At 39.4% G+C, this 22,904-nt stretch carries 18 protein-coding genes; 6 read left to right on the top strand and 12 right to left on the bottom strand.

Translation table 11 applies throughout. The annotated features are described in order from the left end of the window. Positions 1–55: 55 nt before the first annotated feature. Positions 56–709, top strand: a complete 654-nt coding sequence (locus J7E57_RS00610) for a TonB family protein (protein WP_215129605.1) — start codon at positions 56–58, stop codon at positions 707–709. Continuing rightward, a complete protein-coding gene (locus J7E57_RS00615) occupies positions 710–1,099 on the top strand; it encodes a hypothetical protein (RefSeq protein WP_215129607.1) in 390 nt (129 codons plus the stop codon). Here J7E57_RS00615 and J7E57_RS00620 read toward each other — a convergent pair. Then, the gene (locus tag J7E57_RS00620) at positions 1,088–1,960 is read right to left on the bottom strand and encodes a diacylglycerol/lipid kinase family protein (RefSeq protein WP_215129609.1); all 873 of its coding nucleotides are present in this window, start codon (positions 1,958–1,960) and stop codon (positions 1,088–1,090) included. The genes J7E57_RS00615 and J7E57_RS00620 overlap by 12 nt on opposite strands. A gap of 58 nt (positions 1,961–2,018) precedes the next feature. On the opposite strand from J7E57_RS00620, the gene J7E57_RS00625 reads away from it, so the two are divergent. After that, the gene (locus J7E57_RS00625; RefSeq protein ID WP_215129611.1) at positions 2,019–2,990 is read left to right on the top strand and encodes an App1 family protein; all 972 of its coding nucleotides are present in this window, start codon (positions 2,019–2,021) and stop codon (positions 2,988–2,990) included. A gap of 379 nt (positions 2,991–3,369) precedes the next feature. On the opposite strand, the gene J7E57_RS00630 is transcribed toward J7E57_RS00625, so the two are convergent. After that, positions 3,370–3,738: a YccF domain-containing protein gene (locus tag J7E57_RS00630; protein ID WP_029274540.1), complete on the bottom strand. Its 369-nt coding sequence runs from the start codon at positions 3,736–3,738 to the stop codon at positions 3,370–3,372. 45 nt (positions 3,739–3,783) lie between these two features. Next, on the bottom strand, positions 3,784–4,302 hold the full coding sequence (locus J7E57_RS00635; protein WP_215129613.1) for a hypothetical protein: 519 nt from the start codon (positions 4,300–4,302) through the stop codon (positions 3,784–3,786). A gap of 88 nt (positions 4,303–4,390) precedes the next feature. Between J7E57_RS00635 and J7E57_RS00640 the strand changes: the two genes are divergently transcribed. Further along, positions 4,391–4,741, top strand: coding sequence for a hypothetical protein (locus tag J7E57_RS00640; RefSeq protein ID WP_215129615.1), 351 nt, complete (start codon positions 4,391–4,393; stop codon positions 4,739–4,741). 58 nt (positions 4,742–4,799) lie between these two features. Here the strand turns inward: J7E57_RS00640 and J7E57_RS00645 are convergent, their stop codons facing one another. Beyond that, positions 4,800–5,999 (bottom strand): DUF1501 domain-containing protein, encoded by a 1,200-nt coding sequence (locus J7E57_RS00645; protein ID WP_215129617.1) that lies wholly within the window; start codon positions 5,997–5,999, stop codon positions 4,800–4,802. A 93-nt stretch (positions 6,000–6,092) separates the two neighbouring features. Then, positions 6,093–7,535 carry a DUF1800 family protein gene (locus J7E57_RS00650; protein ID WP_215129619.1) on the bottom strand — a complete coding sequence of 481 codons (1,443 nt, stop codon included), beginning with the start codon at positions 7,533–7,535 and terminating at the stop codon, positions 6,093–6,095. A 73-nt stretch (positions 7,536–7,608) separates the two neighbouring features. Here J7E57_RS00650 and aat point away from each other — a divergent pair, with 73 nt between their 5' ends. Further along, complete coding sequence (aat, locus tag J7E57_RS00655; protein WP_215129621.1) at positions 7,609–8,241, top strand: leucyl/phenylalanyl-tRNA--protein transferase; 633 nt, start codon at positions 7,609–7,611, stop codon at positions 8,239–8,241. Between the two features lie 2 nt (positions 8,242–8,243). On the opposite strand, the gene J7E57_RS00660 is transcribed toward aat, so the two are convergent. The 4 genes from J7E57_RS00660 to J7E57_RS00675 form a co-directional block, all read right to left on the bottom strand. Beyond that, positions 8,244–8,846 carry a TMEM175 family protein gene (locus J7E57_RS00660; protein WP_215129623.1) on the bottom strand — a complete coding sequence of 201 codons (603 nt, stop codon included), beginning with the start codon at positions 8,844–8,846 and terminating at the stop codon, positions 8,244–8,246. A gap of 107 nt (positions 8,847–8,953) precedes the next feature. After that, a complete protein-coding gene (locus tag J7E57_RS00665; RefSeq protein WP_215129625.1) occupies positions 8,954–9,736 on the bottom strand; it encodes a DUF1080 domain-containing protein in 783 nt (260 codons plus the stop codon). Positions 9,737–9,801: 65 nt separating this feature from the next. Next, the gene (locus J7E57_RS00670) at positions 9,802–10,119 is read right to left on the bottom strand and encodes a DUF2892 domain-containing protein (protein ID WP_029278253.1); all 318 of its coding nucleotides are present in this window, start codon (positions 10,117–10,119) and stop codon (positions 9,802–9,804) included. A 246-nt stretch (positions 10,120–10,365) separates the two neighbouring features. Continuing rightward, positions 10,366–13,257, bottom strand: coding sequence for a DEAD/DEAH box helicase (locus tag J7E57_RS00675; protein WP_215129627.1), 2,892 nt, complete (start codon positions 13,255–13,257; stop codon positions 10,366–10,368). A 285-nt stretch (positions 13,258–13,542) separates the two neighbouring features. Here J7E57_RS00675 and J7E57_RS00680 point away from each other — a divergent pair, with 285 nt between their 5' ends. Continuing rightward, positions 13,543–14,553: a type IX secretion system membrane protein PorP/SprF gene (locus tag J7E57_RS00680; RefSeq protein WP_215129628.1), complete on the top strand. Its 1,011-nt coding sequence runs from the start codon at positions 13,543–13,545 to the stop codon at positions 14,551–14,553. Here the strand turns inward: J7E57_RS00680 and J7E57_RS00685 are convergent. The 3 genes from J7E57_RS00685 to J7E57_RS00695 form a co-directional block, all read right to left on the bottom strand. After that, entirely contained in the window at positions 14,550–18,080 is a 3,531-nt protein-coding gene (locus J7E57_RS00685; protein WP_215129631.1) for a gliding motility-associated C-terminal domain-containing protein, read from the bottom strand. The genes J7E57_RS00680 and J7E57_RS00685 overlap by 4 nt on opposite strands. Positions 18,081–18,301: 221 nt before the next feature. Next, on the bottom strand, positions 18,302–19,702 hold the full coding sequence (locus J7E57_RS00690) for an efflux transporter outer membrane subunit (protein ID WP_215129633.1): 1,401 nt from the start codon (positions 19,700–19,702) through the stop codon (positions 18,302–18,304). A 10-nt stretch (positions 19,703–19,712) separates the two neighbouring features. Next, positions 19,713–22,889 carry an efflux RND transporter permease subunit gene (locus J7E57_RS00695; RefSeq protein ID WP_215129635.1) on the bottom strand — a complete coding sequence of 1,059 codons (3,177 nt, stop codon included), beginning with the start codon at positions 22,887–22,889 and terminating at the stop codon, positions 19,713–19,715. Between the last annotated feature and the right edge of the window lie 15 nt (positions 22,890–22,904).

A 22,904-nucleotide genomic window follows, 5' to 3' on the forward strand; every position in this document is an offset into this window, starting at 1 on the left:
ACTCGGTGCCCCTCTGTGGTAAAATGCTTTCGGTTTTTTTTAGTAAATTAGTATCATGAAAAACCTGCTTACCCTTTCTTTACTTTTCTGCTGTTCATTGGCCATGGCCCAGGTTCAGTTTAAATCGGGTAAAAGTGGTTTTACGAATTTCTTAAGGGAAAATACGATCTATCCCCAGTTTTCGAAAGATAATTGTATTCAGGGAACTGTGAGCGTGAGTTTTAAGCTCAATGGCCAGGGTAAGGTTTATTTTTCCAAAATTAGTAAAGGAATATTGTCTGACCTGGATGAAGAAGCCTTGCGCTTGGTGCGTTTAAGCAGCGGTAAATGGCAGGTTCCGGCAGGATACGATACAACAGTTTCGATTGTAGCTCCGGTTAATTTTAAACTTTCGGGCTATAATTGTGAAGGAAAATCAAATGAGGCCATTCAGGAAGCTATCCGTACTTACCTGGCTGAAGAAGGTTTAACTAACTCTGTAATTAATTTCTATAAAAACATCGACCAGGCAAAACCCGGACAAGAGGTTCAGATTATTGCCATTAAAAACCAGTTAGGCATTGATGATGAATACTTGGATGACCGGATAAAAATGGCCCTAAAAAAAATAAAACAGGGCGATAAACAAGGTGCCTGTGAGGATTTTTTATTTGTTAAATATATGGGAAGTAAAATGGCTGACGATTATTTAGCAAAGTATTGTAAGTAAATGAAAAACACAAGCAGATTTTTTGCCTTATTGGATATCATCAGCATTGCATTATTGGCTAAACAGTTTTGGCAGATTTTAACACACCTGAACGAAATCCCCCACCAGATACTTTCGCAGGCCAAGGTTGTTTTATTGTTGCCCCTATTTGTGTCGCTTTTTGCATCGGCAGCGGGTTTGATCTTATTTAAGAAATTCGGCTTTATTACTTATTATATTCAGTTTCCATTCCGTTTGGTGGTTTGGGTATTTTCCATTGGCTTTATTACTTATTTACCAGAAGTATTAAACCTCGGCGAACGGTGGTTTGATATTTTGTTCCGCATCTGCTTTATTGCCGAATTCTTCAGGCTGTATTTTACGATTAAAATTCACCGTTCATCCTTCTGAAACCTTAGGTAAAACCACCGTTATGGCAGCAGGCAGAATTTTTGCTTCAACAGTATTCACCCTGCCAATGTACTCTCCATCAACCTGGAAATGTGCTTTGTGTTTTGAGGAAATCTTTACTTCAGCAGTTTGAAACACTTCTATCTTTTTCGGGTTGAAGGGCAGTTTGGTGATCCATATTTTTAATATTTCCAGGTAGGAGTAATCTTTTACCAAAACCACTTCGAAAAGATCGTCATCTAATTTTCCGTCAGGGTTTATCTTTAATCCAGAGCCGTACATGGTTGCATTGGCAATAGCCACCATGGCTGCTTTAGAGGTAATGGTTTCGTTTTTAAGTTTCAGTTGCACTTCCATTCTGTTGTGGTTCCATAAGGCATGCCAGGTGGCTTTTGCATAGCCCCACATACCGCGCTGGGGCAGGGTATCAAATTTCTTTACCAGGTAGGCATTAAAACCTAAATCGGATAAATGAATGCAGATTTCGTCATTAAGTTTAACCACATGGATTTTTTGCAAACGGCCTTCATCCAAAATTGCTAAAGCCAGCTCAATATCAGTTGGTATGTCTAATTCTTTCGCCATCCCATTTGCAGAACCGCTAGGGATAATGCCGATAGGCGTTTCAGTATGCAACAAACATTCGGCAACCAGTTTTAAGGTCCCGTCGCCACCAACTGCTACCACGCGATCTGCTTTTGAACTTGTAATTCTTTGTTTTATCTTCTCTAAAGAACAATCTTTGGGCAATTCAAAAAGATCAATTTCTGTATCTTTTGCATCGAAATAGGTAGAAATTACTTCCTTTAAGTTAATGTCATGGCTGCCTGAGGCTGGATTGATGATGAATAATAATTTCATGTGTTACCTTATGGTTTATATCAACAAACAACTTTTAGTAAACTCTGTTTTAATACAGATGAATAAATCTGTTAGTGTTAAAGTATATCACGGCTACGGCCACACGCATAATTTGATTGTTTATGGTCATGTTTTTAAACGCAAGGCGAAAACGCAGCAGGTTTATAGTAATAATCTGTTTATTAATATTGTACATCTTTTAAAACTCTTTATCCTAAAACCCTATGCTTTTGTTGAGGTGCGGTTGCAATTTTTTGATCAAACGATTTACAATAAAACCGAAGGGGATGGCTTTTTTAAATTCGAATGGAAAGCTGAACATGATGTGCCTGCAGGCTGGCACTTTGTTAAGGTAGAAGCTGTTGATAAAAACGGGAAGGTTTTAAGTGCAGGTGAGGGTAAGGTATATGTACCGCACATTACGCAATATGCCTTTATTTCGGATGTGGATGATACCGTGATGATTTCTCATTCGGCAACTATAGGGCGGCGGTTGAGAGAGCTGTTTATCAAGAATCCACATACACGTAAAACCTTTCCTGATGCAGCCAGTCATTATCAGCAATTGGCCATGTCGCACACTGAATCAGATCAGCCCAATCCCTTTTTTTATGTAAGCAGCAGCGAATGGAACCTTTACGATTATTTGGTCGAGACTTTTAGGTTTAACAAGTTGCCTGACGGTGCTTTTCTTTTAAATACATTAAAACGATGGAAAGATTTAGTCAGCACAGGTAAAACAGGCCATGAGGGTAAATTATTGAGGGTAATGCGGATTTTAGATGCTTTCCCCAATCAGAAGTTTGTGTTTTTTGGTGATAACTCGCAGCAGGACCCAAAAATTTATTCCACAATAGTGGAGAAGTATCCAAAAAATATCGAAGCGGTCTACATTCGCAATATTCGTCCTGAAAAAGAAGTAGAAACAAGACAATTGCTTAACAAAGTTGAGGAAAAAGGGGTGAGTGCGTGTTTATTTAATAATAGCGGGGAAGCGATTGAACATTCTAAATCAATAGGATTGATCTAATAGTTTCAAAGGGCGTCATTCCCGCGCAGGCTTAAAATCCTACCAAGGCATTACGATTTCCAATCAAGTTGGAAATGACGCTGCAATATATAGCTGTCCTTCCTGCCCCGATAAAGTATCGTGGGCATCCCATTCAATCGGGGCTAGGTACAATGTTTTTGCTAATGGGAGCAGGCCAAAGTTCAATAAACCCGACAGTAGCGACAGCCCCGTCCCGATTTTTCATCGGGATCATGAGGGCTATAGCGAATGGCGGGACGTTGGGATCCGATAAGCACAGAACCTGCTTTTCAAAAAAATGTTTACAGATTTCTCCTCCGAAGGAGTTCCTTTGGAACACTGCAGTCGAAATGACGGAACGGTATAAATTTACCTCAAATCAGGAAATCGATTTTCCGAAAGGCGTGAATGCCAAATTCATTAACTTAAAATGCTGGCGACCAAATGGAATACCCACAATGGTAATGCAAAGCAGGATACCAAAAAATAAATGCGTTAAGGCAATCCAGAAACCGCCACATAAAATCCAGATCAGGTTCATGATAGTAGAAAGGCAGCCTGTATTTGATGAGGTATCGGTTATTTTAACGCCAAAAGGAGCAAGGCCTACAATGGCGAATTTAAAACATTGGATACCAAAAGGAATCCCCACAATGGTTAGACAAAGGATAAGGCCTCCAATAATATATTCGAAGAAAATAAAGATACCGCCAAAAATAATCCAGATAATATTGCCTAAAAAGTTCATTATGTTTTTAGTTTAAGATTTAATTTGGAAGTATTTGTTACAAGACTAATCGTCCTTTTCGTCAACCATCGGAATCTGGTAATCCATTTTACGCGTTTTAAAGAAGGCTTTTAATTTTTTCCATGTAATAATTCTTGAGCTATCCGAAAGTTTAATGTCATCGGAGGTCACAAAGTGTTTACAGTCAAAGCAGATATCAAAGAATGAGCATTTATCGCCTTTGAAGATTAAAATTCCATGATGTGGGATAAAGCATTTGCCACGCTCGAATGTTTCTCCCAATTTAAGAGGTGTAATTAAGATGCTTGCCAATGAGTCGATATCTTTTTTGCTGAGTCTAAGTCTTTGCTTTATGATTTTTTCGTTCAGCTTTCCATTCTCAATTAAACGTGGGGAGTAGTCACCTATATTTATTATTGGGGTATAAGTTACTTTATGGCTGAGGATAACAACCGAATCAGCAGCTACAAATGTTTTGTAAACTTTGTTTTGCTGTTTTTGCGCAACGCTTTTATTGCCGAGCAGCAATGAAATAGAGATAAAAAAAAGCAAGAATTTTTCCATGCGTGCATTAATTCGTTTTTGTCGATACTGATCTTAAAAGTATAAATCATTCTTCGTAATTTAGAATCACACACAAAAGAAACACAACATGAAAAAATTAATTCTTGCAGCGACATTCGTCGCGTGCTTAGGGCTGTCGCGTACTAAAGCTCAAAATGTAAATGGCTTTAAGTTAAGTGATATCAAGGTAGATTACATCGAATTAAAACCGATTTATAATGGTGGCGATACCTATATTGCCAGGGTAGATTATGGGCAAAAATTCAAACGGCCTAAAGAAATGAACGTAAGAGACGACGACGGAAATGATTTGCTTTTCAATTCCCAAATAGATTGTCTCAATAAATTGAAAAGATATGGCTATGAACTTCTTAATACCTATACCGATCAGATTGATAAAGACAGCAGTAGGCCTGTTTATGTATTAAAAAGGAGATAAATAGAAAAGAAGTCAAGTTTCATAGCAATTTGGTATAAAACTTGACTTCTTGTAAGATCTATATAAAATCGAGTGTATTAAACTTTTTATTCAGGATATCAGCATTATTTACATCCAGCCATTTATCTAAAATGGTACCATAAACCTGTCTGAAATCCAATTGATATTTTAAATCGCCTGTATCCAAATCACTTAAATTAGGCGCAGCATTAAAGATCCCTTGTTTCTTCAATTTTCCACCAAAAACAAACATATTATTTGCCGTTCCGTGGTCGGTGCCGTTACTGGCGTTTTGTTCAACCCTGCGGCCAAATTCGGAGAAGGTAATTACCAAGGTATCCTCCAATTTATTGTTCGATTTTAGATCTTTCAAAAAAGCAGCCATACCTTCACTATATTGTTTAAGCAGATTACCTTGTTGACCAATCTGATTTACGTGGGTATCAAAACCACTTAAGGATACATAATAAACCCTTGTTTTTAATCCGGAAGAAATAAATTTAGAAACCGTTTTCAATTGGTTTGCAAAACCCGAAGTAGGGTAAGTAGATTTCGACTGATAAATTTTGGAAGTATTCTGGATATAACTGGCAGAGGATGAAGTTTCGATCATGGTTTTATATAAATAACCTAAATTATCTTCATCTAAATGTTCCTTATCATTCTGCAACATGGCCTTAAAAAAGGGATCGTTCGTATTACGGAACAAAGCTGCGGGATCTTTTAATGCAATTCCTTTTTTGGTTTGCCCTTTCATGGCCAGAGAAAGCGAGTCGTCTACTTCTATCGCAGTATAAGGGAATTTGCAGGTTTGGCAATTGCTATCTAAATAACGGCCAATCCATCCGGTTGATAAGAATTGATTGCTGTCGCTACCCGTTTGCCAGATATCCATCGAACGGAAATGCGAGCGGTCTGGGTTGGGGTAGCCAACATCGTTGATGATGGTCATCCAGCCTTGGTCATAAATTTCTTGCAGGGCCGCCATGTTCGGATTTAGCCCTTGCATGTGGTTCAATTTAATTACCTCTTCAGGTTTAATGGCAATACTTTTTCTTTTTTGGTAATAAATGTCGTTTCCAAAGGGAATAACCGTATTTAAACCGTCATTTCCACCAGAAAGCTGTACCACAACTAAGTTTTTGTATAAACTCAATTCATCAAGGGCCATGGCCTCAAGCGGTTTCATAAAAGCCGGAACAAATAGCGAACCTGCTGCAACAAATCCTGTATTTCTTAAAAAATTTCTTCTGTTCATCTTGTTAATATTTTGGTTCACTTGTTCATTTGTCAATAGTTCATTGGTTTGAGTGCTCAGCTAATCGGCTATTGGACCATCAACTATCGACTATTAACACAACTGGTACTCGGGCATGCTGGTAATTTCGACTGCTGTACTTCTCAATCCTTTATTATCGCTTACCATTGTTGTTATTTTGGCATTTAATTTCGGTTGCAATAAAAACTCGGTGAGTTCCAACGGCGTTAATCCTTTTGGTAAAGTATCTAAAAATTTAGGCCAGTCTGCATTTGCGTTTACGTACGATTTTGGTTTCATGTTGGCATTTGCATTGGTAGTAGCTGTTCTGCTTAAGGCAATTACAGCTTCATCTTCAGGATCTGCTTTGCCGCTGAAATCGATTTCCCCGTCATTTAAAACAAGCGAAGGAATGCGCATCCTTAACATTAATGATGAACTATCAATCCAGCTTTGTCCGCCAGGCCAGCCCGCTACATTAGGTGGGTTAAATAAATATTGCCCCAAACTGCTTTGTAGCTGTATTAAAACCTGTGGTTTGTTATAGGTAACATAAAACTCGCGACTTAAGCCTACTAAAAATTCAGTGGGTGATTTAATTTTTGTGCCTACATTTTCAGGGCTATAAAACCAATCAGATGTAAACATTTTTTTCATCATCGAGCCGATGTCGTATTTCGAGTTGTAAAAATGTGTGGCAAGTTCTTTAACATGAGCCTCATTAGGGTTATCGTTTACGAAAAACTTATATACTTTCCGAGCGATAAACTGTGAGGTTTCGGGTTTCTCGAGAATAATATCGATGATATTTTCGCCTTCGAAATTGCCGATTTTACCAAAGAAGGTTTTTGTCCCAGTATCGTGCAGGTTTTGCCTGAAAATAAACGAGCCATCTTTGTCGTACATCCAGCCGGTAAATGAGCGGGCAGATTCTTTAATGTCCTGCTCGGTATAATTTCCTCTTCCAAGGGTGAAAAGTTCCATGAGTTCGCGGGCGAAGTTCTCATTTGGTTTACCTTTTCTGTTCTGCTGGTTATTCAGGTATTGCAGCATTGCGGGCGACTTGGAAACTTCAACCAGTAAGGTTTTAAAGCTGCCCAGGGCATTTGTTCTTTGGATGTTATTTAATTGTTGCGCAAAAAACGGGTTATTGCTGCGGCAGGCAAAATGGCCATGCCAAAAAAGGGTCATCTTCTCCCTCAACGGGGCATCGGTATTGATCATTTTGGTAATGAAGGCAATATTCAGGTCGCGGCTTACTTCGTTTTGCTCCCGTACAATCTGCTGGCGCATTTTCTTTTCTTCATCGGTCAGGTCTTTTTTCGAGTATAAACCCGCCTGAACCAAAAGTTGTCGTTTCGATTCGTAATCGTTCACTAAATTAATGGGATCGTTTTTTAGGGAATCTTTAAGCAGATTATCGACCACTTTATCGAGATTTTTTTTGCTTAATTTTTGTAAGTCGGCATAAGAAACCCCGAAGCCTGCCCGGTTGTAAAGATGTTTTACTTTTAAGAAATTATCTTTTGCGCTCATAATAGACTGTTTTACAGTATGACATATTTAAAACGCCAGGGTTTAATCTTTGTTTTCTTTCTTATTTTTGCCTATGTTTTTTCAGCTACTAGATGACAATCCGGGCTTTCCAGACCCAGCCTTGGCAGAAGAGGATGGTTTATTGGCCATTGGTGGTGATTTAAGTACGGAGCGGTTGTTAATCGCCTATTCGAATGGTATATTTCCATGGTTTAGTGAAGGCGAACCAATCCTCTGGTATTCGCCACACAAACGCTGTGTGATTTATCCCGATAAAATTAAGATCAGTAAGAGCATGCAGAAAATTTTAAACCAGGAAGTTTTCAAGATTACTTTTAATCAGGCTTTTGCCGAAGTGATCCGCAATTGCGCAACTACCGAAAGGAAAGGGCAGGACGGTACCTGGATTACCAACGAAATGCAAGATGCCTACATTAGCCTTCATCAGCAGGGCTACGCGCACAGTGTAGAGGTTTGGTTGGCTGATCAGCTGGTGGGTGGCCTATATGGTTTAAAAGTAAATCGTGTTTTTTGTGGAGAAAGTATGTTTAGCCATGTAAGCAATGCGTCAAAAGCAGCATTGATTTTTTTAAGTAAAATGAATATCGATTTAATTGACTGTCAGTTGCCGAACGATCATTTAATGAGTTTAGGTGCTGAAATGATCGTTCGGGAATTGTATATGGAACTGCTTCAGGCTCCTTAATACTAGTGTTCGTTATCAATTAAACCCTGCTCGCGCATTGCATTTTCTATGCGTTTATCCGGAATAAACCAGATGCAGGCTACAATGAAATAAAGTGCAACGCCAATCCATGGGTTTATAAAACTTAGTGCAATGCCCCCGATATAAAAAAGTAATGAGAATTTCCCTTTTGCATCATTCCCAATGGCATGTACCACAAGCGAATGCTGACCTTCTGTTCTTTTGATTACGATTACCAACAGGGTGTAAGAAACAGCGGCAAGCAGGAGTACAGCACCATAAACCACAACCGGCCATAAGGCAAAATGATGTTCACCCATCCATCCGGCTGCTACTGGGAATAACGAAAGCCAGAATAAAAAATTAAGATTTGCCCAAAGCATTGATCCGTTTACTTTTTTAACTGCATGCAGTAAATGGTGGTGATTGTTCCAGTAAATACCCACGTAGATAAAACTTAAAACATAGCTGATGAATTTTGGAATAAGCGGTTTTAAGCTTGCTAAAGTTTCGCCATGCTCCGGAACTTTAATTTCTAAAACCATAATGGTAATGATAATTGCAATTACTCCATCACTAAATGCTTCTAATCTGCCTTTGTTCATAAAAAAAAATCGACACTAAATTTGGTACAATTATCAATGAAATTATCTTATAAAACAAAACCCGCAAACTTTTGATCTGCAGGTTTCTTATTGTTGTTTTGTTGAAATTATAATTCTCTTACCCAGATGTTCCTGTAACTGATTGCAGGACTTGGATCGCCGTGATCTTGTAATTTGATTGAAGCAGGACCATGTTTTTTGTATTCTGGTGCACCGATATACCTGGTTTCCCCTTTTAGTACAAATCCGTTCTGTAAAAGTACGCCGTTTAAAAATACAGTAACACTTGCTGGTTTTTGTACTGTTCCATCTTCATTAAAACGCGGTGCGTTCCAAATGATATCATAATATTGCCATTCGCCTGGTTTTTTGTTGGCATTTGCCAATGGAATAGCTTGTTTGTAAACACTGCCCGTTTGTCCGTTAACATAGGTTTTATTGTTATAAGCATCCATAATCTGGATTTCGTAACCGTCGTCACCGCCACCTGTTGATGCTAAAAACACACCGCTATTTCCACGTGCCTGACCTTCGCCAAATATGTTTTCAGGAATTTTCCATTCCATGTGCAATTGGTAATCGGTAAACTTTTTATTGGTTTCGATATTTCCAGTGCCCTTTTTTACCGTAAAAAAACCATCGTCTATTGTCCAGGCAGCTGGTTTCGATGGATCTTTAACAGAATGCCATGCATCTAAATTTCTGCCGTTGAAAAGAATGGTAGCATCAGATGGTGCATCCTGAGGCAATTTGCCCGGTGTAACAATTTTAGGAACGGGTTCCCAAACCTCGGTTGTTTTTGGGTCTTTGGCAGGATCTGGTTTTTTATCTTGTGCCATAGCTTGCCCTGCAAAAAGTGCAGGAATAAATAATAGTGTGTACTTGTTCATGATTGTGGTTTAACTTTTTAAAGTTAACCAGTTTATTAAGAAAAGGAAATTTCGTATTTAAAATTTTACCCCAAATCGTCAACAACGTAGGTTTCGCTTATAATTACTTCGTCAGGGGCAATATCTTCTTTACGCTGTTCTGCCAAATCGCGCATTGGGCAATAACCCGTGATGCCGCGGTATAGTAATCCTGCACCAATTGCTGCACCCGTAAGGCCAATTACAGGATGCGAAAAAATGCTGGTGATGCCTTTAAAAAGTAGATATGTTCCTGCAGCGCCAGATAACCAACGTTCAGATTTTGAAACGTTTTCGAACAATTCTGGGTACTTCCAGGCTTCCTTAACATTGTTTACAGCGGTATTAAAATCTTGATTTGTCATAATGGTTAAATTTATGTTCTACTGTATAACAAGTAAGAAGGAAATGAGTTTTGAAAAGAAATTTAATTGTGGGATCTCCTCTTAGGATCGTCCTGATGAACTCGTTTCAGCATCTTATTGGTTATTAAGATCCTGAAACAAGTTCAGGATGACGCGCAAAGCGTTTATCTCCAAAATTCAACTTGCTGATATGGGCTATGCTAACCAATGAACTAATGACTAATGAGCCAATCGCCTGTGGCAACTTTAATTCAATATATCGCGTATATCTTCCTTGCTCAGCGATTTAAAGAAACTTTCTTCGGTTGTAATTAAAGAGTTTGCGAGCGATTTTTTACGGTTCTGCAAAGCCAATATTTTCTCTTCTACGGTATCTTTTGCGATGAATTTATAGATGAAAACCTTTTTATCCTGACCAATACGGTGCGTTCTGTCGATGGCTTGTTGTTCTACTGCTGGGTTCCACCATGGATCGAGAATAAAAACATAATCAGCTTGTGTTAAGTTTAAACCTACGCCGCCTGCTTTTATAGAGATTAAGAAGACTTTCAGCTCAGTATTCTGCTGAAATTCGGAAACAATTTCGCCACGGTTACGGGTTGCACCATCTAAATAAGCAAATGGAATATTTTCCGCTTCAAAATGTTTTTTGAAGATATCAAGATGTTTTACAAACTGAGAAAAAACCAAAACCTTATGTCCGCCTTTAAGTACGTTATCCAGTGTGTGGATCACATTTTCGAACTTTCCTGAATCTGAAACATAGGTGCCATCAATCATTACAGGGTGGTTGGCCAACTGACGTAGGGCGGTTAACCCTTGTAATAGCTGTACCTGTTTCTTTGCGAAAGTTCCATCGTCCATGCTCTGCAATAAATCGTTACGGTATGCAGATTTTGTTTTTTCGTAGTAAGCGGCCTGATCTTCGCTCATGTCGCAATAAATTACCTGCTCCGTTTTTGGTGGTAATTCTGCAGCCACCTGCTCTTTCGTTCTACGGAGCACGAATGGCTTGATAATCGATTGCAGTTTACGCGCTTTTTCTTCGTCCTTTTTCTTTTCTATCGCTTGTACATATTCTTCGTAGAAGAATGCCTGTGTACCCAATAAACCAGGGTTTAAAAAGGTCAGCTGCGACCATAAATCGCTTACTGAGTTTTCTACGGGTGTACCGCTCAGAATTAGTTTATGTTTAGATTTTAAGCTTCTAACGGCTTTAAACGATTTTGATGCGGGGTTTTTAATGTTCTGACTTTCATCGAGAATAATGTAGTTGAAATAAAAGTTTTTCAATTCATCTACATCTACCCTGGTTACACCGTAAGTGGTAATGATAATATCGTAATTGGCAAAATTGGCAACATCTTTATTTCGGTTGGTACCGGTATGTGCCAGTATTTTAAGCTTTGGTGTAAACTTTTTAGCCTCCGTTAACCAATTGTAAATTAAAGAGGTAGGCATGATGATGAGCGAGGTTGTCTGCGTTTCGAGCAATTGGTCATCTTCCTTCACCTTTTGCAGCATGGCCAATGTCTGGATGGTTTTACCTAAACCCATATCATCGGCCAAACAGCCACCGAAATTGTATTCGCGTAAAAAACTGAACCAGTTGTAGCCGGCTTTCTGGTAATCGCGTAAACTGCCTTTAAAATGAACAGGCATTTGCGTATCGGCAATATCCTCAAAGTCTGATAATCGCTGTAACTTGCGTTCAAGCGTAACATTAGCCAGGCTATCTTCAGCCAGATCATTGATGAGACCGATATGGTGTTTCTTTAATTTTAGCGTTTTTCCGGCCTCTGCCAAACTGAACAAGCTGCCGTATTGTGTAAACCATTTATCAGGGATAATGGCTACTTCACCATCGGGCAACAAAAACTCACGCTTTTTGTGTAGAATATGTTGCTTTAGTGAAAGAAAAGGAATCTGATATTTTCCGAACCACACCACAGCATGGATATCGAACCAATCGTTTCCTTCTTTAACTTCAAGATCTATTTTGCTGGCACCGAAAACAAATTTTTTCTGTCCTGTAGCCTGTTCAATTTCAAAACCCGATGCCTGTAAAATTTCGATATGCTCGTTTACCCAATTTATAGCCCCGTAACTTGGATTTTCTTCAGCAGAAGCTACTTCCAGGTTGCTGAATAAAGAACTCGTTTTTTTTAGTCCTAAGGATAACAGCAAATTAAACTGCTTTTTCTCCCATTCTGCCGAACGTTTGATGCGGTGGAAAATATAGTTATCGGCAGTTTTTTCTAAACGTACAGTTACTTTGTGCGCATTCTCTACCGGGAAAGTATATTCGCCATATTTAAAATATAGCTGAATTTGAGAAAGACCACCATCAACATATAAAACTTTAATTACCGGTGTTGCCTCAAATTGTTCGGTTCTGATTTCGAAACCTTCGGCATACACATGGTGCTTTTCTATTAAAGGGGCTACAAACTTTTCAAAATAAGTGGCTTCGGTTGTTTTGGGTATGGCAATAAAGCGTTTATTTAAAAAGGGTTGCAGTTTTTTTCCTTCAATATCCTGATCAAAAAAGTACAATACATCGTTAAGCAATAACCATGCAGGTTTGTTGCTGATAATCTGTGCTTCTTTAAACATAAATTCGATGCGCAGATTCTGATATTTGATGGTCGGAAAATAACGTGTTTCAGTTTCGTTCCTTCGGAAATGAAAAAGAATAGATGCAGGCTCATCAGCCAGTTCGATTTTGCGTTCTACCGGCCAGCCATCTTTGTCCATTACATAAAGCTCGTTTTTTACCTTTAAAAGCTCTAAAGCTTCGGCAAGTTTCTTTTCGATTTTAGGGCGAACATTTTCATAAAATTTATTGTCGAAAATTTTAGTGAAAAACTCAGTTGGCCTGATTAGTTTTTTATAATATTTTTTAATCAGCGAGTCTTGCTCAATGTCATCTAAAATTTTGATCAGTTTATAATCAATATCACTTAAACAGGCATTAAATTCTTCTGCGGTATGCGTAAAAATCCGTTGATAAGTAAACGAAAAATCTCCTTGTGGATTGAGCTGAACAACGTGAGGTTCAATTAAATAGCCCAAGTACTCATGTTTGCACAAAGAGTACACCACTTTACAGGCTTTAGAACTATCGACACGTAACATTGATTGGCTTAAAATTTTTTCTAAGCTAAGCGCTTAAAAAACTTTAAACTTACAATATTTTGCGGTTACATCAAAAAGAAGTAGCCGTTTTTGAGATAAAAATTATCAGTTTTTATCGAAATTTAAAAGAATGGTTAATTGCTACTATTGGATGGAGCGCTTATTTTGAAGTTAAAGGCAGATAAATATTAAATGCTTTATAATTGACTACAACTTATTATCTTAGCCCTTGTATTGATAGGCTTTTTAGTATCAATCAATTAACGCATCACTATTAAGGTTTAAATGAAATTTTTTTACGCGCTCTCTCTGTTTGCCTGCTTATTCTTTTGTAGCTATGGGCAAGAAATCCCCCGGAGCACCCAATATATTTTTAACAATATCCTGTTGAATCCTGCATTATCGGGAATAGATAATTATACAGATTTAAAAATAGGCTTACGCAAACAGTGGAGCGGTTTAGAAGGTGCACCAAGTACACAATACCTTTCTTTAAGTACCGCTATTGGCGAAGATTTTGTTCGGAGCAATGTAAATTCATTTGCCGGGAATGGGGACAATCCAATGAGCAGAAGTTTTGTAAACAGCTACACCGCGGCAGAGCCTCACCATGGAATTGGCCTGGTGGCCATGACGGATAAAGCCGGTTTGGTTCGGCAGACTAATGTGAATTTAACCTATGCATATCATTTGGGCCTTACAAACGAAGTAAATTTATCAGTTGGTTTATCAGGCGGATTTAAATCGATCAGTGTTGATGTGCGCGGAATTATAGCCGATGAATCGGGCGACCCTTTATTCTCTGCCGATTATAACAACAAAATTAGACCCGATATTGGCGCAGGTATTTGGTTGTATAGTCCACGATTTTTTGCTGGTGTTTCAGCAAAACAGCTGGTTGGAAATAAAAGCAGTATTGTAAATAATCAAGTTAAAACCAGCCCATACCAAGCGGCTACTTTTTACGGAACCGCGGGTTATAAAATATTTCTGGATGAGGATATTGCAATGATCCCCTCTGGTTTGATTTCCTATTGGGCCAACGCTCCAGCTACTTTCGATGCCAATTTGAAATTTGCCTATCGGGATAAGTTTTGGGTTGGAACCAGTTTCAGGAACAACGATTCTTTTTCGCTTCTAGCAGGATTTAATATTGCATCGCTGGTAAACCTGAGTTATTCCTATGATGTAAATACTTCAGGATTACGTTCGGTAAATAATGGTACCCACGAAATTGTACTGGGTATTTTATTGAATAACCGCTATCAGGTAGTTTGTCCAAGTAGGCAATTTTAACGTAAAAGTGTTATGCTGCCACCTAGCGGTTTACATTCAGCCCGCAAATCGATCACATAATAATAAACCCCTGCTGGTAATTCTTTATCCCTAAATCTACCATCAAAAGGTTTGGTATAATTGCCGATCGATTCGTAAACCAACTGACCGCCACGGGTGTAGATTTTAATATTGGTGCCCTTAAAATCTGGTAAACCCCTCACTTGCCAAACATCGTTCATACCATCCCCATTCGGGGTCATGGTGTTGGTAACCTCCAGGTTATCGTGTGTTACTTCTACATGTACCTTGGTAAACTCGCTTGTACAAGACCCCAGTTTTCTCCTCACAAAATAGTCGGCCGTTTTGGCTACCCTAAATTTGAATATTCCGTTGGTGTTTTCTAAAAATGGCTTCGTATCATCAATTTTTTCAAAGAGCTGGTAGGTGCCTTCTTCTGGTGCAATTACAGGTAAAACGATATCCGAAACATAACAAACGCGTAGATCGTTGATGATGGGAGCTATGATTTTAAAAGGCTCATCTACTACGATGTAAGCCTCGCTGATGGCATAACCACAAGATGTTTTGTCTTTTACTTCTAAACGATAGGTGCCTGCGCCAACATTAATTAGATCTTGAGTGTACTGAACAGCTTCACCTGCTTCGTTTATCCATTTAAAGTCGTAAGCCGGAATACCACCGATTACCTGTATGCCTTTAACAGAACCTCTCTGTAAAGTACAGCCATCTTTAATTACGGTTGCAGTATTGGATACGATGTTTAGTTTTGGCGTGATATTGATGGCGTATGGCCCTAAAATGGTTTCACAATTGTTCACATCATAGGCAAACATCCTGTAATTGCCTCCTGGCAAATTTTTAAGTTCAATAATGTTCCCTGTTTTGGTTGCACCTGCAACTGTAGCTCCAGATTCATCTACCCATTTAAACAATGTTGGAAGAACTGAGCTGAAGTTCAGATTGATACTTCCGTTAATCAACTCGCAGGTGGTGCTGTTAACGGTTGGTGTAAAGGTATAAACCGTTGGTGTTAATGCATCTATCCTAAAAGTTCTGTCTAAGGTGCAGGTATATAGTGAATTGCTCGCTCTTAATGTGTAAGTTCCTGGGGCAAGGTCAATCATTTTTATTGATATACCAGGGGAGTACGGTCCTTTTTTGATGCTTTGCCCGGTTGGACCTAACCACTCGTAGGTATCGGCATTGGTAATCGATACACCATCAATAACACCATTGTTAACTCCACATCTGGCTGGGGTAACTGTTCCTCCGTTAATGGCAACATCGCTATAAGTGCCGATAAAGAAAGATGAGGAAACTGGCGAACATTGCCCTTCATCAGAAACAGATAAGGTATAGTTACCACCTCCAACATTTTCCAGATCCAATGTAGTTGACACCACATCTGTACCTAAAATTCCTGTGATCGGATCACGTTTAAACCATTTGTAGTTTAAGGTACCCGTTGCATCTGTAATGGTAATGCCTACAATAGATCCGTTTTCTTTACCACATGCTGCAGAGGTGGTTTTAGTTGGATTCCCAATTTTAGGTTGAGGTTTCCTCTTAACTGTAATCGGATCAGAATCTAACGAACAGTTTGCCTCATCCGATACTTTTACGAAGTAAGTACCTTCTGGTAAATTTGTCGGGTTTCCTCTGCTTACTACTGCATTTGTTGCGGTATTTATCCACTCGTATTTTAATACACCTTTTCCTCTTAAAACCTCGGCGGTAAATGTAAAAGTGGTTTGTCCACAGATGGGAGAAATGGGTTGGATAGTAGGTTTAGTTAACTTCTGATCTTTGATGATAAACACCGATGGGAATGCTTTGCAGCCATCATCAACGGTTACCTCGTAAGTGCCTACATCTAAATTGGAGATACTTTGTGTATTTCCTTTAGGTACTCGGCTACCGTCTGTTTCTATTTTTACCCAGCTAAAAGTAAAACCTTCGCGGGGTTCTGAGATGGTGATTGATCCATTGGCATTACAGGTTACAGGCTCTACTATCGCCTCATTTGGTAATAATTCAGCAGTAGAGAAAGGAGAGGTGGTTGCATTTAATAAGCTGGCTGTTGCAGTAACCATTCCGCTTAGGGTTCCGTTGTATTCCCAACGACCATCGCTACCAGCCTGTACAGTTGCGATATAGGTTTTGCCCTCGCAGATACCTTGGCAATTTATAGTATAAAATAGTTCTACTTCTGAATTGGGTGTAGCCCTGCCCGAAACATAATCATTTCTTTTTTTCAGTATCTGAATGTAGGGTTGAAGGATAGATAGCGTTTTTCCGATGCCAAATGTTTTGTTGCAAAAGAAACTGTTCCTGGTGATTTTTACGGGTTTTGAAGATACCGTTTCGACACCGAAATTGTTGTTGGCAATTAAGTTTGCTTCGGCAGGTGTTGCGCCGCCGATGGTTCCTCCTGCACCCAACTCTATTTTTACGCCAATTCCGTTACTCATCACTACTGCTCCGGCAGCATCGGTACCAATGGCATTACCGGTTAAAATAAAATCTGAATTGGTGATCGAAACCCCTGTAGTTCTGTTTCCACCGATAATATTATTGCGCACATAAAGTGCCGTATTTACCGCATTGACCTTTAAACCTGCAATTTCTAAAGCGGAGGAAGAAAGAAATATCGGTAATTCATGGAAATCTTTTTTGCCGGTATAATCGACGCCGATTTTATTATTGATCACGTTGACATCAAACCTTGCATTGGTGGAGTACGATGACCGGGTGATATCTACATTAATCCGGTTTGCGGCAATTACGTTTCCTTCACCAGGATTATCACCACCAACATCTAGTGCACTATCGTATAAATTGGCCGAAATACCAAAAACATTGGTGTTTGGTGTTATTCCATCATATATTACCCCGATTAAGTTCGATTGGATCTTGATTTTAGTAGCGGTGATGGTGTTAAAATAATAGCTGTTCTGCACAATAATACCGTTAATGTTCCCTCCAATAACATTTCCTTTATTTGGAGCACCGATGGTAATATTATTTGCACGATAATCGATTACAATTCCCGAGCCTTGAGCCATATTTACATTTTGTAAGTTATTGATCGTAGCAAAATTCCGGATGTATAAACCATAAACCTCAACGCCAGTAGTTTGGATCTGCGTGGTTGATGACTGGCCGATTACCAATCCCGAAAACGTAGTGTTTGGATACTCAGGCTCCAAAATTACTTTCGCGCCAGAAACACCAAGTGCTGGCCACGCAACCTGCGAGGTGCCATCGATTACTACATTTGAAGAAACCACAGGTAATGCCGAACGTAACCTAATGGTACGGTTGGCATTGTCGCTAGGCGTGCCTGGCAAATTGAAGTTAATGGTAAAAGTAGTTATCCTATTGGCTATAGCCGCTTGTGTTAACCCCTCTCTTAGTGTTCCAGGGCCGCTATCGGCATTACTGATTACTACATAAGTTTGAGCATATATATTATTGCAGAAAAATAAGCCGACAAATAGGGCTAGCAGTTTTGAGAAGCGCATAAAATTGTTTGGTGCAGCCAAAATACAAATAAACTATTTAGTGGCTAGCGTTTTAGTGAAACAAACGTACATTATTTTTCTGAAAAATAATTGAGCGCTTGACTAAGCATACGCTCGTTTTTATTATCGCGATTGATCAAATTGTAATGCTATTTGTGGATTGGCCTAAATAAAAAAGGCATCCTGAAAATCAGAATGCCTTAAAATTTGTTAATTATTGTTTATTTCCAGCCACCGCCTAATGCGCGGTATAGGTTTACCACCGATTGTAGTTTTTGTAATCGATCGTTAATGCCACTTAATTGGGCTGCTAACAAACTTTGTTCTGAAGTTAAAACGTCAGTATAGTTTGTTGCCGAACTATAACGTAACAATTCTTTGGTAAAATCCACTGCTTTGGTTAACGAGGCAATTTGTTTTGCCCTTGTTTCTTCTTTTTCTGAAGCTGTTTGATAGGCGTACAAAGCATTCGATACTTCCTGTCCACCGGTTAACAGTGTTTGTTGAAAGTTGTAAAAAGCAATCTGTTGATTAGCCTCAGCTGTTTTTAAACGTGCTTTGTTTGCGCCTTTAGCAAAAATTGGCTGCGTTAAACCCCCTACCAAATTATAGAAAATAGATTTGCTGAAGAAATCCTGTAATTGTAAGCTTGATAAGCCGCCTGTTGCTGTAATGGTTAAAGCAGGATAAAAATAAGCTTTAGCTACGTTTGTGTTTTCGAAAGCCGATCTGAAACCAAATTCAGCAGCTATCACATCCGGACGGTTTTTTAACAATTGTGCAGAAACGCCGGTTTGTAAATTAGCATAAGGGGTCTGTTGATCCAAAGTTGTGCGGTTAATCGCATTCGGCGCTTTAGCCACTAAAACACTTAATGCATTTTCAGCTTCTTTAATGCTTCTTTTCAAATCGGGCAAGGTTACCTGAGCGGCGTATAAATTGGCTTCACTCTGTACAACAGCCGCGCCATTAACTACGGCGCCTTGTTTTAACGCTTTCATGGTTTCAACATCCTGTGTTCTAACCTTAATGGTCTGCTCGGTAATGGCCAATTGTTTGTCAAGGGCCAATAAAGCATAATAATTATTAGCGATGGTAGCAATTAACTGTGTTTGGACAGCGCGTTTTGCTGCATCACTTTGTAATAAAGTAGCGTAAGCACCACGCTTTGCACTACTTAATTTCCCCCAAATATCAGCTTCCCAGCTGGTACTCAACTGTGCTTTATAGGTTTGGGTTTCCAGGTTAATGTTAATCCCTGCCGGAAAATTCTGCGCTGCTGCCGAAGCTTTATTGTCGGTTACATTTACATCAGCCTGTAAGCTTGGCAATAATGCTCCACGACTTTGTATTAGTGTTGCTTCTGCAATTTTAATGCGCTCGATGGCCTGTTTCAGGTCTAAATTTTCATTTATCCCCTGTTGGATCAGTGATTGTAAAGTGGTGTCTGAAAACAACGTTTTCCATTGCACATCGGCAATGGTTGTTGTATCGGTATTATTGTTATCACGGTATAAACCTTCGCTCTTAAGTTGTGGGCGCTCGTATTTTTTAGTTACACAAGCGCTTAGGCTGAGGATGGCTACACCGATTAAAATGGAATGCTTATATCTAAATTTCATGGTTTTAAAATTAATGTGGACGGTTAACCGCTAACTCGTACTCTTCTTCTGTTTGTTCGCGATCAATGCCTTCCTCAAAAGGAGAATTGCTACTGATTTTTTCCTGTAAGGTTTGGAAAACAATGAACAAGGCTGGGATTACAAACACGCCGAATATAGTACCGATTAACATACCGCCTACAGCTCCGGTACCAATTGACGTATTACCTGCTGCACCAACACCTGATGATAACATTAAAGGCAATAAGCCCAGGATAAAGGCAAAAGAGGTCATCAAGATCGGACGTAAACGGGCAGTTGCACCATCAATAGCCGAGTTAATAATACTCATTCCCTTTCGTCGCCTGTCTACCGCGTACTCTACAATTAAAATGGCATTCTTTGCCAGTAGCCCCACAAGCATGATCAAGGTAATCTGCGTATAGATGTTATTATCTACACCAAATATCTTATCAAAGATGAATACTCCGGCTAAACCAATTGGCAGCGAAAACAATACCGCTAATGGTAAGATATAACTTTCGTACTGTGCCGAAAGCAGGAAATAAACGAAGACTACGCAAAGTAGAAAGATAAAAATCGTCTGACTTCCACTGCTTACCTCTTCACGCGATAAACCGGAGAACTCATATCCATAACCTGCTGGAAGATGAATCGCGGCTTCTTCCTGAATCGCTTTAATGGCATCACCAGAACTAAATCCTGCATTCGGGTTACCCGTAACTGCAATTGAGGTATACAAATTGAAACGTGAAATAGCCTGTGGCCCGTAAACTTTTTCTAAAGTGATAAACTCAGAAATAGGAGCCATTGTACCGCTCGAATTACGCACATAAATACTGGTTAAACTTTGCTGATTAGCACGGTATTTAGCATCTGCCTGGTACATTACCCTGTACTGTTTCCCAAATTTATTAAAGTTTGAGGCATAAACACCACCATAATAACCCTGCAAAACACCCAACACATCGCTAACCGTTAAGCCAGCTTGTTTCACTTTTGCCACATTTACATCGATCTGATATTGTGGGAAATTCGGGTTGAACGAGGTTGATGCATATTGAATTTCAGGACGTTTACTCAACGCGGCTAAAAATGCATTACCCACTTCGTTGAATTTTTTGATATCGCCACCGGTTTTATCCTGTAACTGGAACTCGAAACCACCACCGGTACCAAAACCCTGAATGGTTGGCGGAGCAAAGAAAATTACCTTCGCACCTTTAATGCTGGATGCTTTTGCAAATAATTCACCAATAATGGCTTTAACATCACGCTTACGTTTATCCCATGGTTTAAGCCTTGCGATAACCATACCATAAGAACTACCCGAGCCGCTGATCAAACTTCGGCCAACAACCCTAAATGTAGCCTCTACTTCTGGCACCTTACTTACAATATCATTGATTTTTACAATAATTTTATCGGTTTCTTCCTGTGACGTAGAAGGTGGTAATGAAATATCAGAGAAAACCGTTCCTAAATCTTCGTTTGGCACGAAACCTTTAGGCGTTGTATTCATAATCCACACTAACACCACTGCGAAAACAGCAATTCCTAAACCTGCAAGCCATCTTTTTTTGCCTAAGAAGCCAACAGAGCGTTTATACTTTTGCGTTACGGCATCAAATGAAGTATTGAAAGCAGTATAAAAACGTTGTAAGAAATTTTTACTTTTTTCGTGATCTTCTGCGTGCGGTTTTAAGAACATCGCACATAGTGCCGGACTTAATGTTAAGGCGTTGATCGCTGATAAAATAATCGCGATAGCCAGTGTTAAACCGAATTGTTTATAAAATACACCCGACGAACCCTGGATAAAACTTACCGGAATAAATACTGCCGCCATTACCAGTGTAATCGAAATAATCGCACCACTAATGTCATCCATCGCATCTTTCGTTGCCTTTTTAGGGTCTTTGTAACCAGCATCGAGCTTGGCATGCACGGCCTCAACCACCACAATGGCATCATCCACCACAATACCGATGGCCAGTACCAATGCAAATAAGGTTAACAGGTTGATGGTAAAACCGAACAGACTCAGGAAGAAGAAGGTACCAATAATAGCCACCGGAACACTGATTGCCGGAATCAAAGTTGAACGGAAATCCTGTAGGAAAATAAATACCACTAAGAATACCAAAATAAATGCTTCGATCAAGGTATGGATTACCTTTTCGATTGAGGCATCCAGGAAGTTATTTACGTTAACTACGGTTTCATAATGAACACCTTTAGGGAAAGAAGTTGCTGCTTTATCTAAAGTTTTGATCGAGTTTTCGATTACTTCTTTCGCATTCGAGCCCGCTGTTTGACTAATTGCAATACCTAAAGCAGGTTTGCCGTTAAACTTTACATAACTGGCATAACTTTGTGCACCAAGTTCTATCCTGGCCACATCTTTTAGACGAAGAATCTGTCCGTTTGCATCCGCCTTAATAATGATGTTGCTAAACTCAGTTTCCGTTTTTAAACGGCCACTATATTTTAATGTGTATTGAAAAGCCTGATTTCCCTGCTCCCCAAACTGACCTGGTGCAGCTTCGATGTTTTGCTCTGCCAAGGCTACACTTACATCATTCGGTACCAGACCATAAACAGCCATTACTTCTGGCTTAAGCCAGATACGCATGGTATAATCTAAAGTACCAAATGCACTTGCATCACCCACACCGCTAATCCTTTTAATTTCAGGGATGATGTTAATGTTGGCATAATTCTGTAAAAACTTCTGATCGTATGATGGATCATCACTGTAAATGGCAAAAATAAGCAAGTTACTCGCCTGTCTTTTTGCTGTAATTACACCCGATCTGGTTACCTCTGCAGGTAATAAACTGGTTGCCCTGGCTACACGATTCTGTACGTTAACCGCTGCTAAATCGGCATTTGTGCCCAATTTAAAGTTAACGGTAATGGTTGCGGTACCATCATTACTGGCACTGGAAGTCATGTAGGTCATGTCTTCCACACCATTTATCTGCTCTTCCAGCGGAACAACAACACTACTCATAACCACATCGGCATTTGCCCCCTGGTACGAAGCCGATACCTGAACGGTTGGCGGTGCAATTTCGGGGTATTGAGAGATGGGTAAAGTTACAAGGCCTAATACACCTAATATTACAATTATAATGGATATAACTGTTGATAAAACGGGCCTATCTATAAATTTCTTAAACATAATTAATATGGATTA

This window comes from Pedobacter sp. ISL-64 (assembly GCF_018613605.1).
Classification (GTDB): domain Bacteria; phylum Bacteroidota; class Bacteroidia; order Sphingobacteriales; family Sphingobacteriaceae; genus Pedobacter.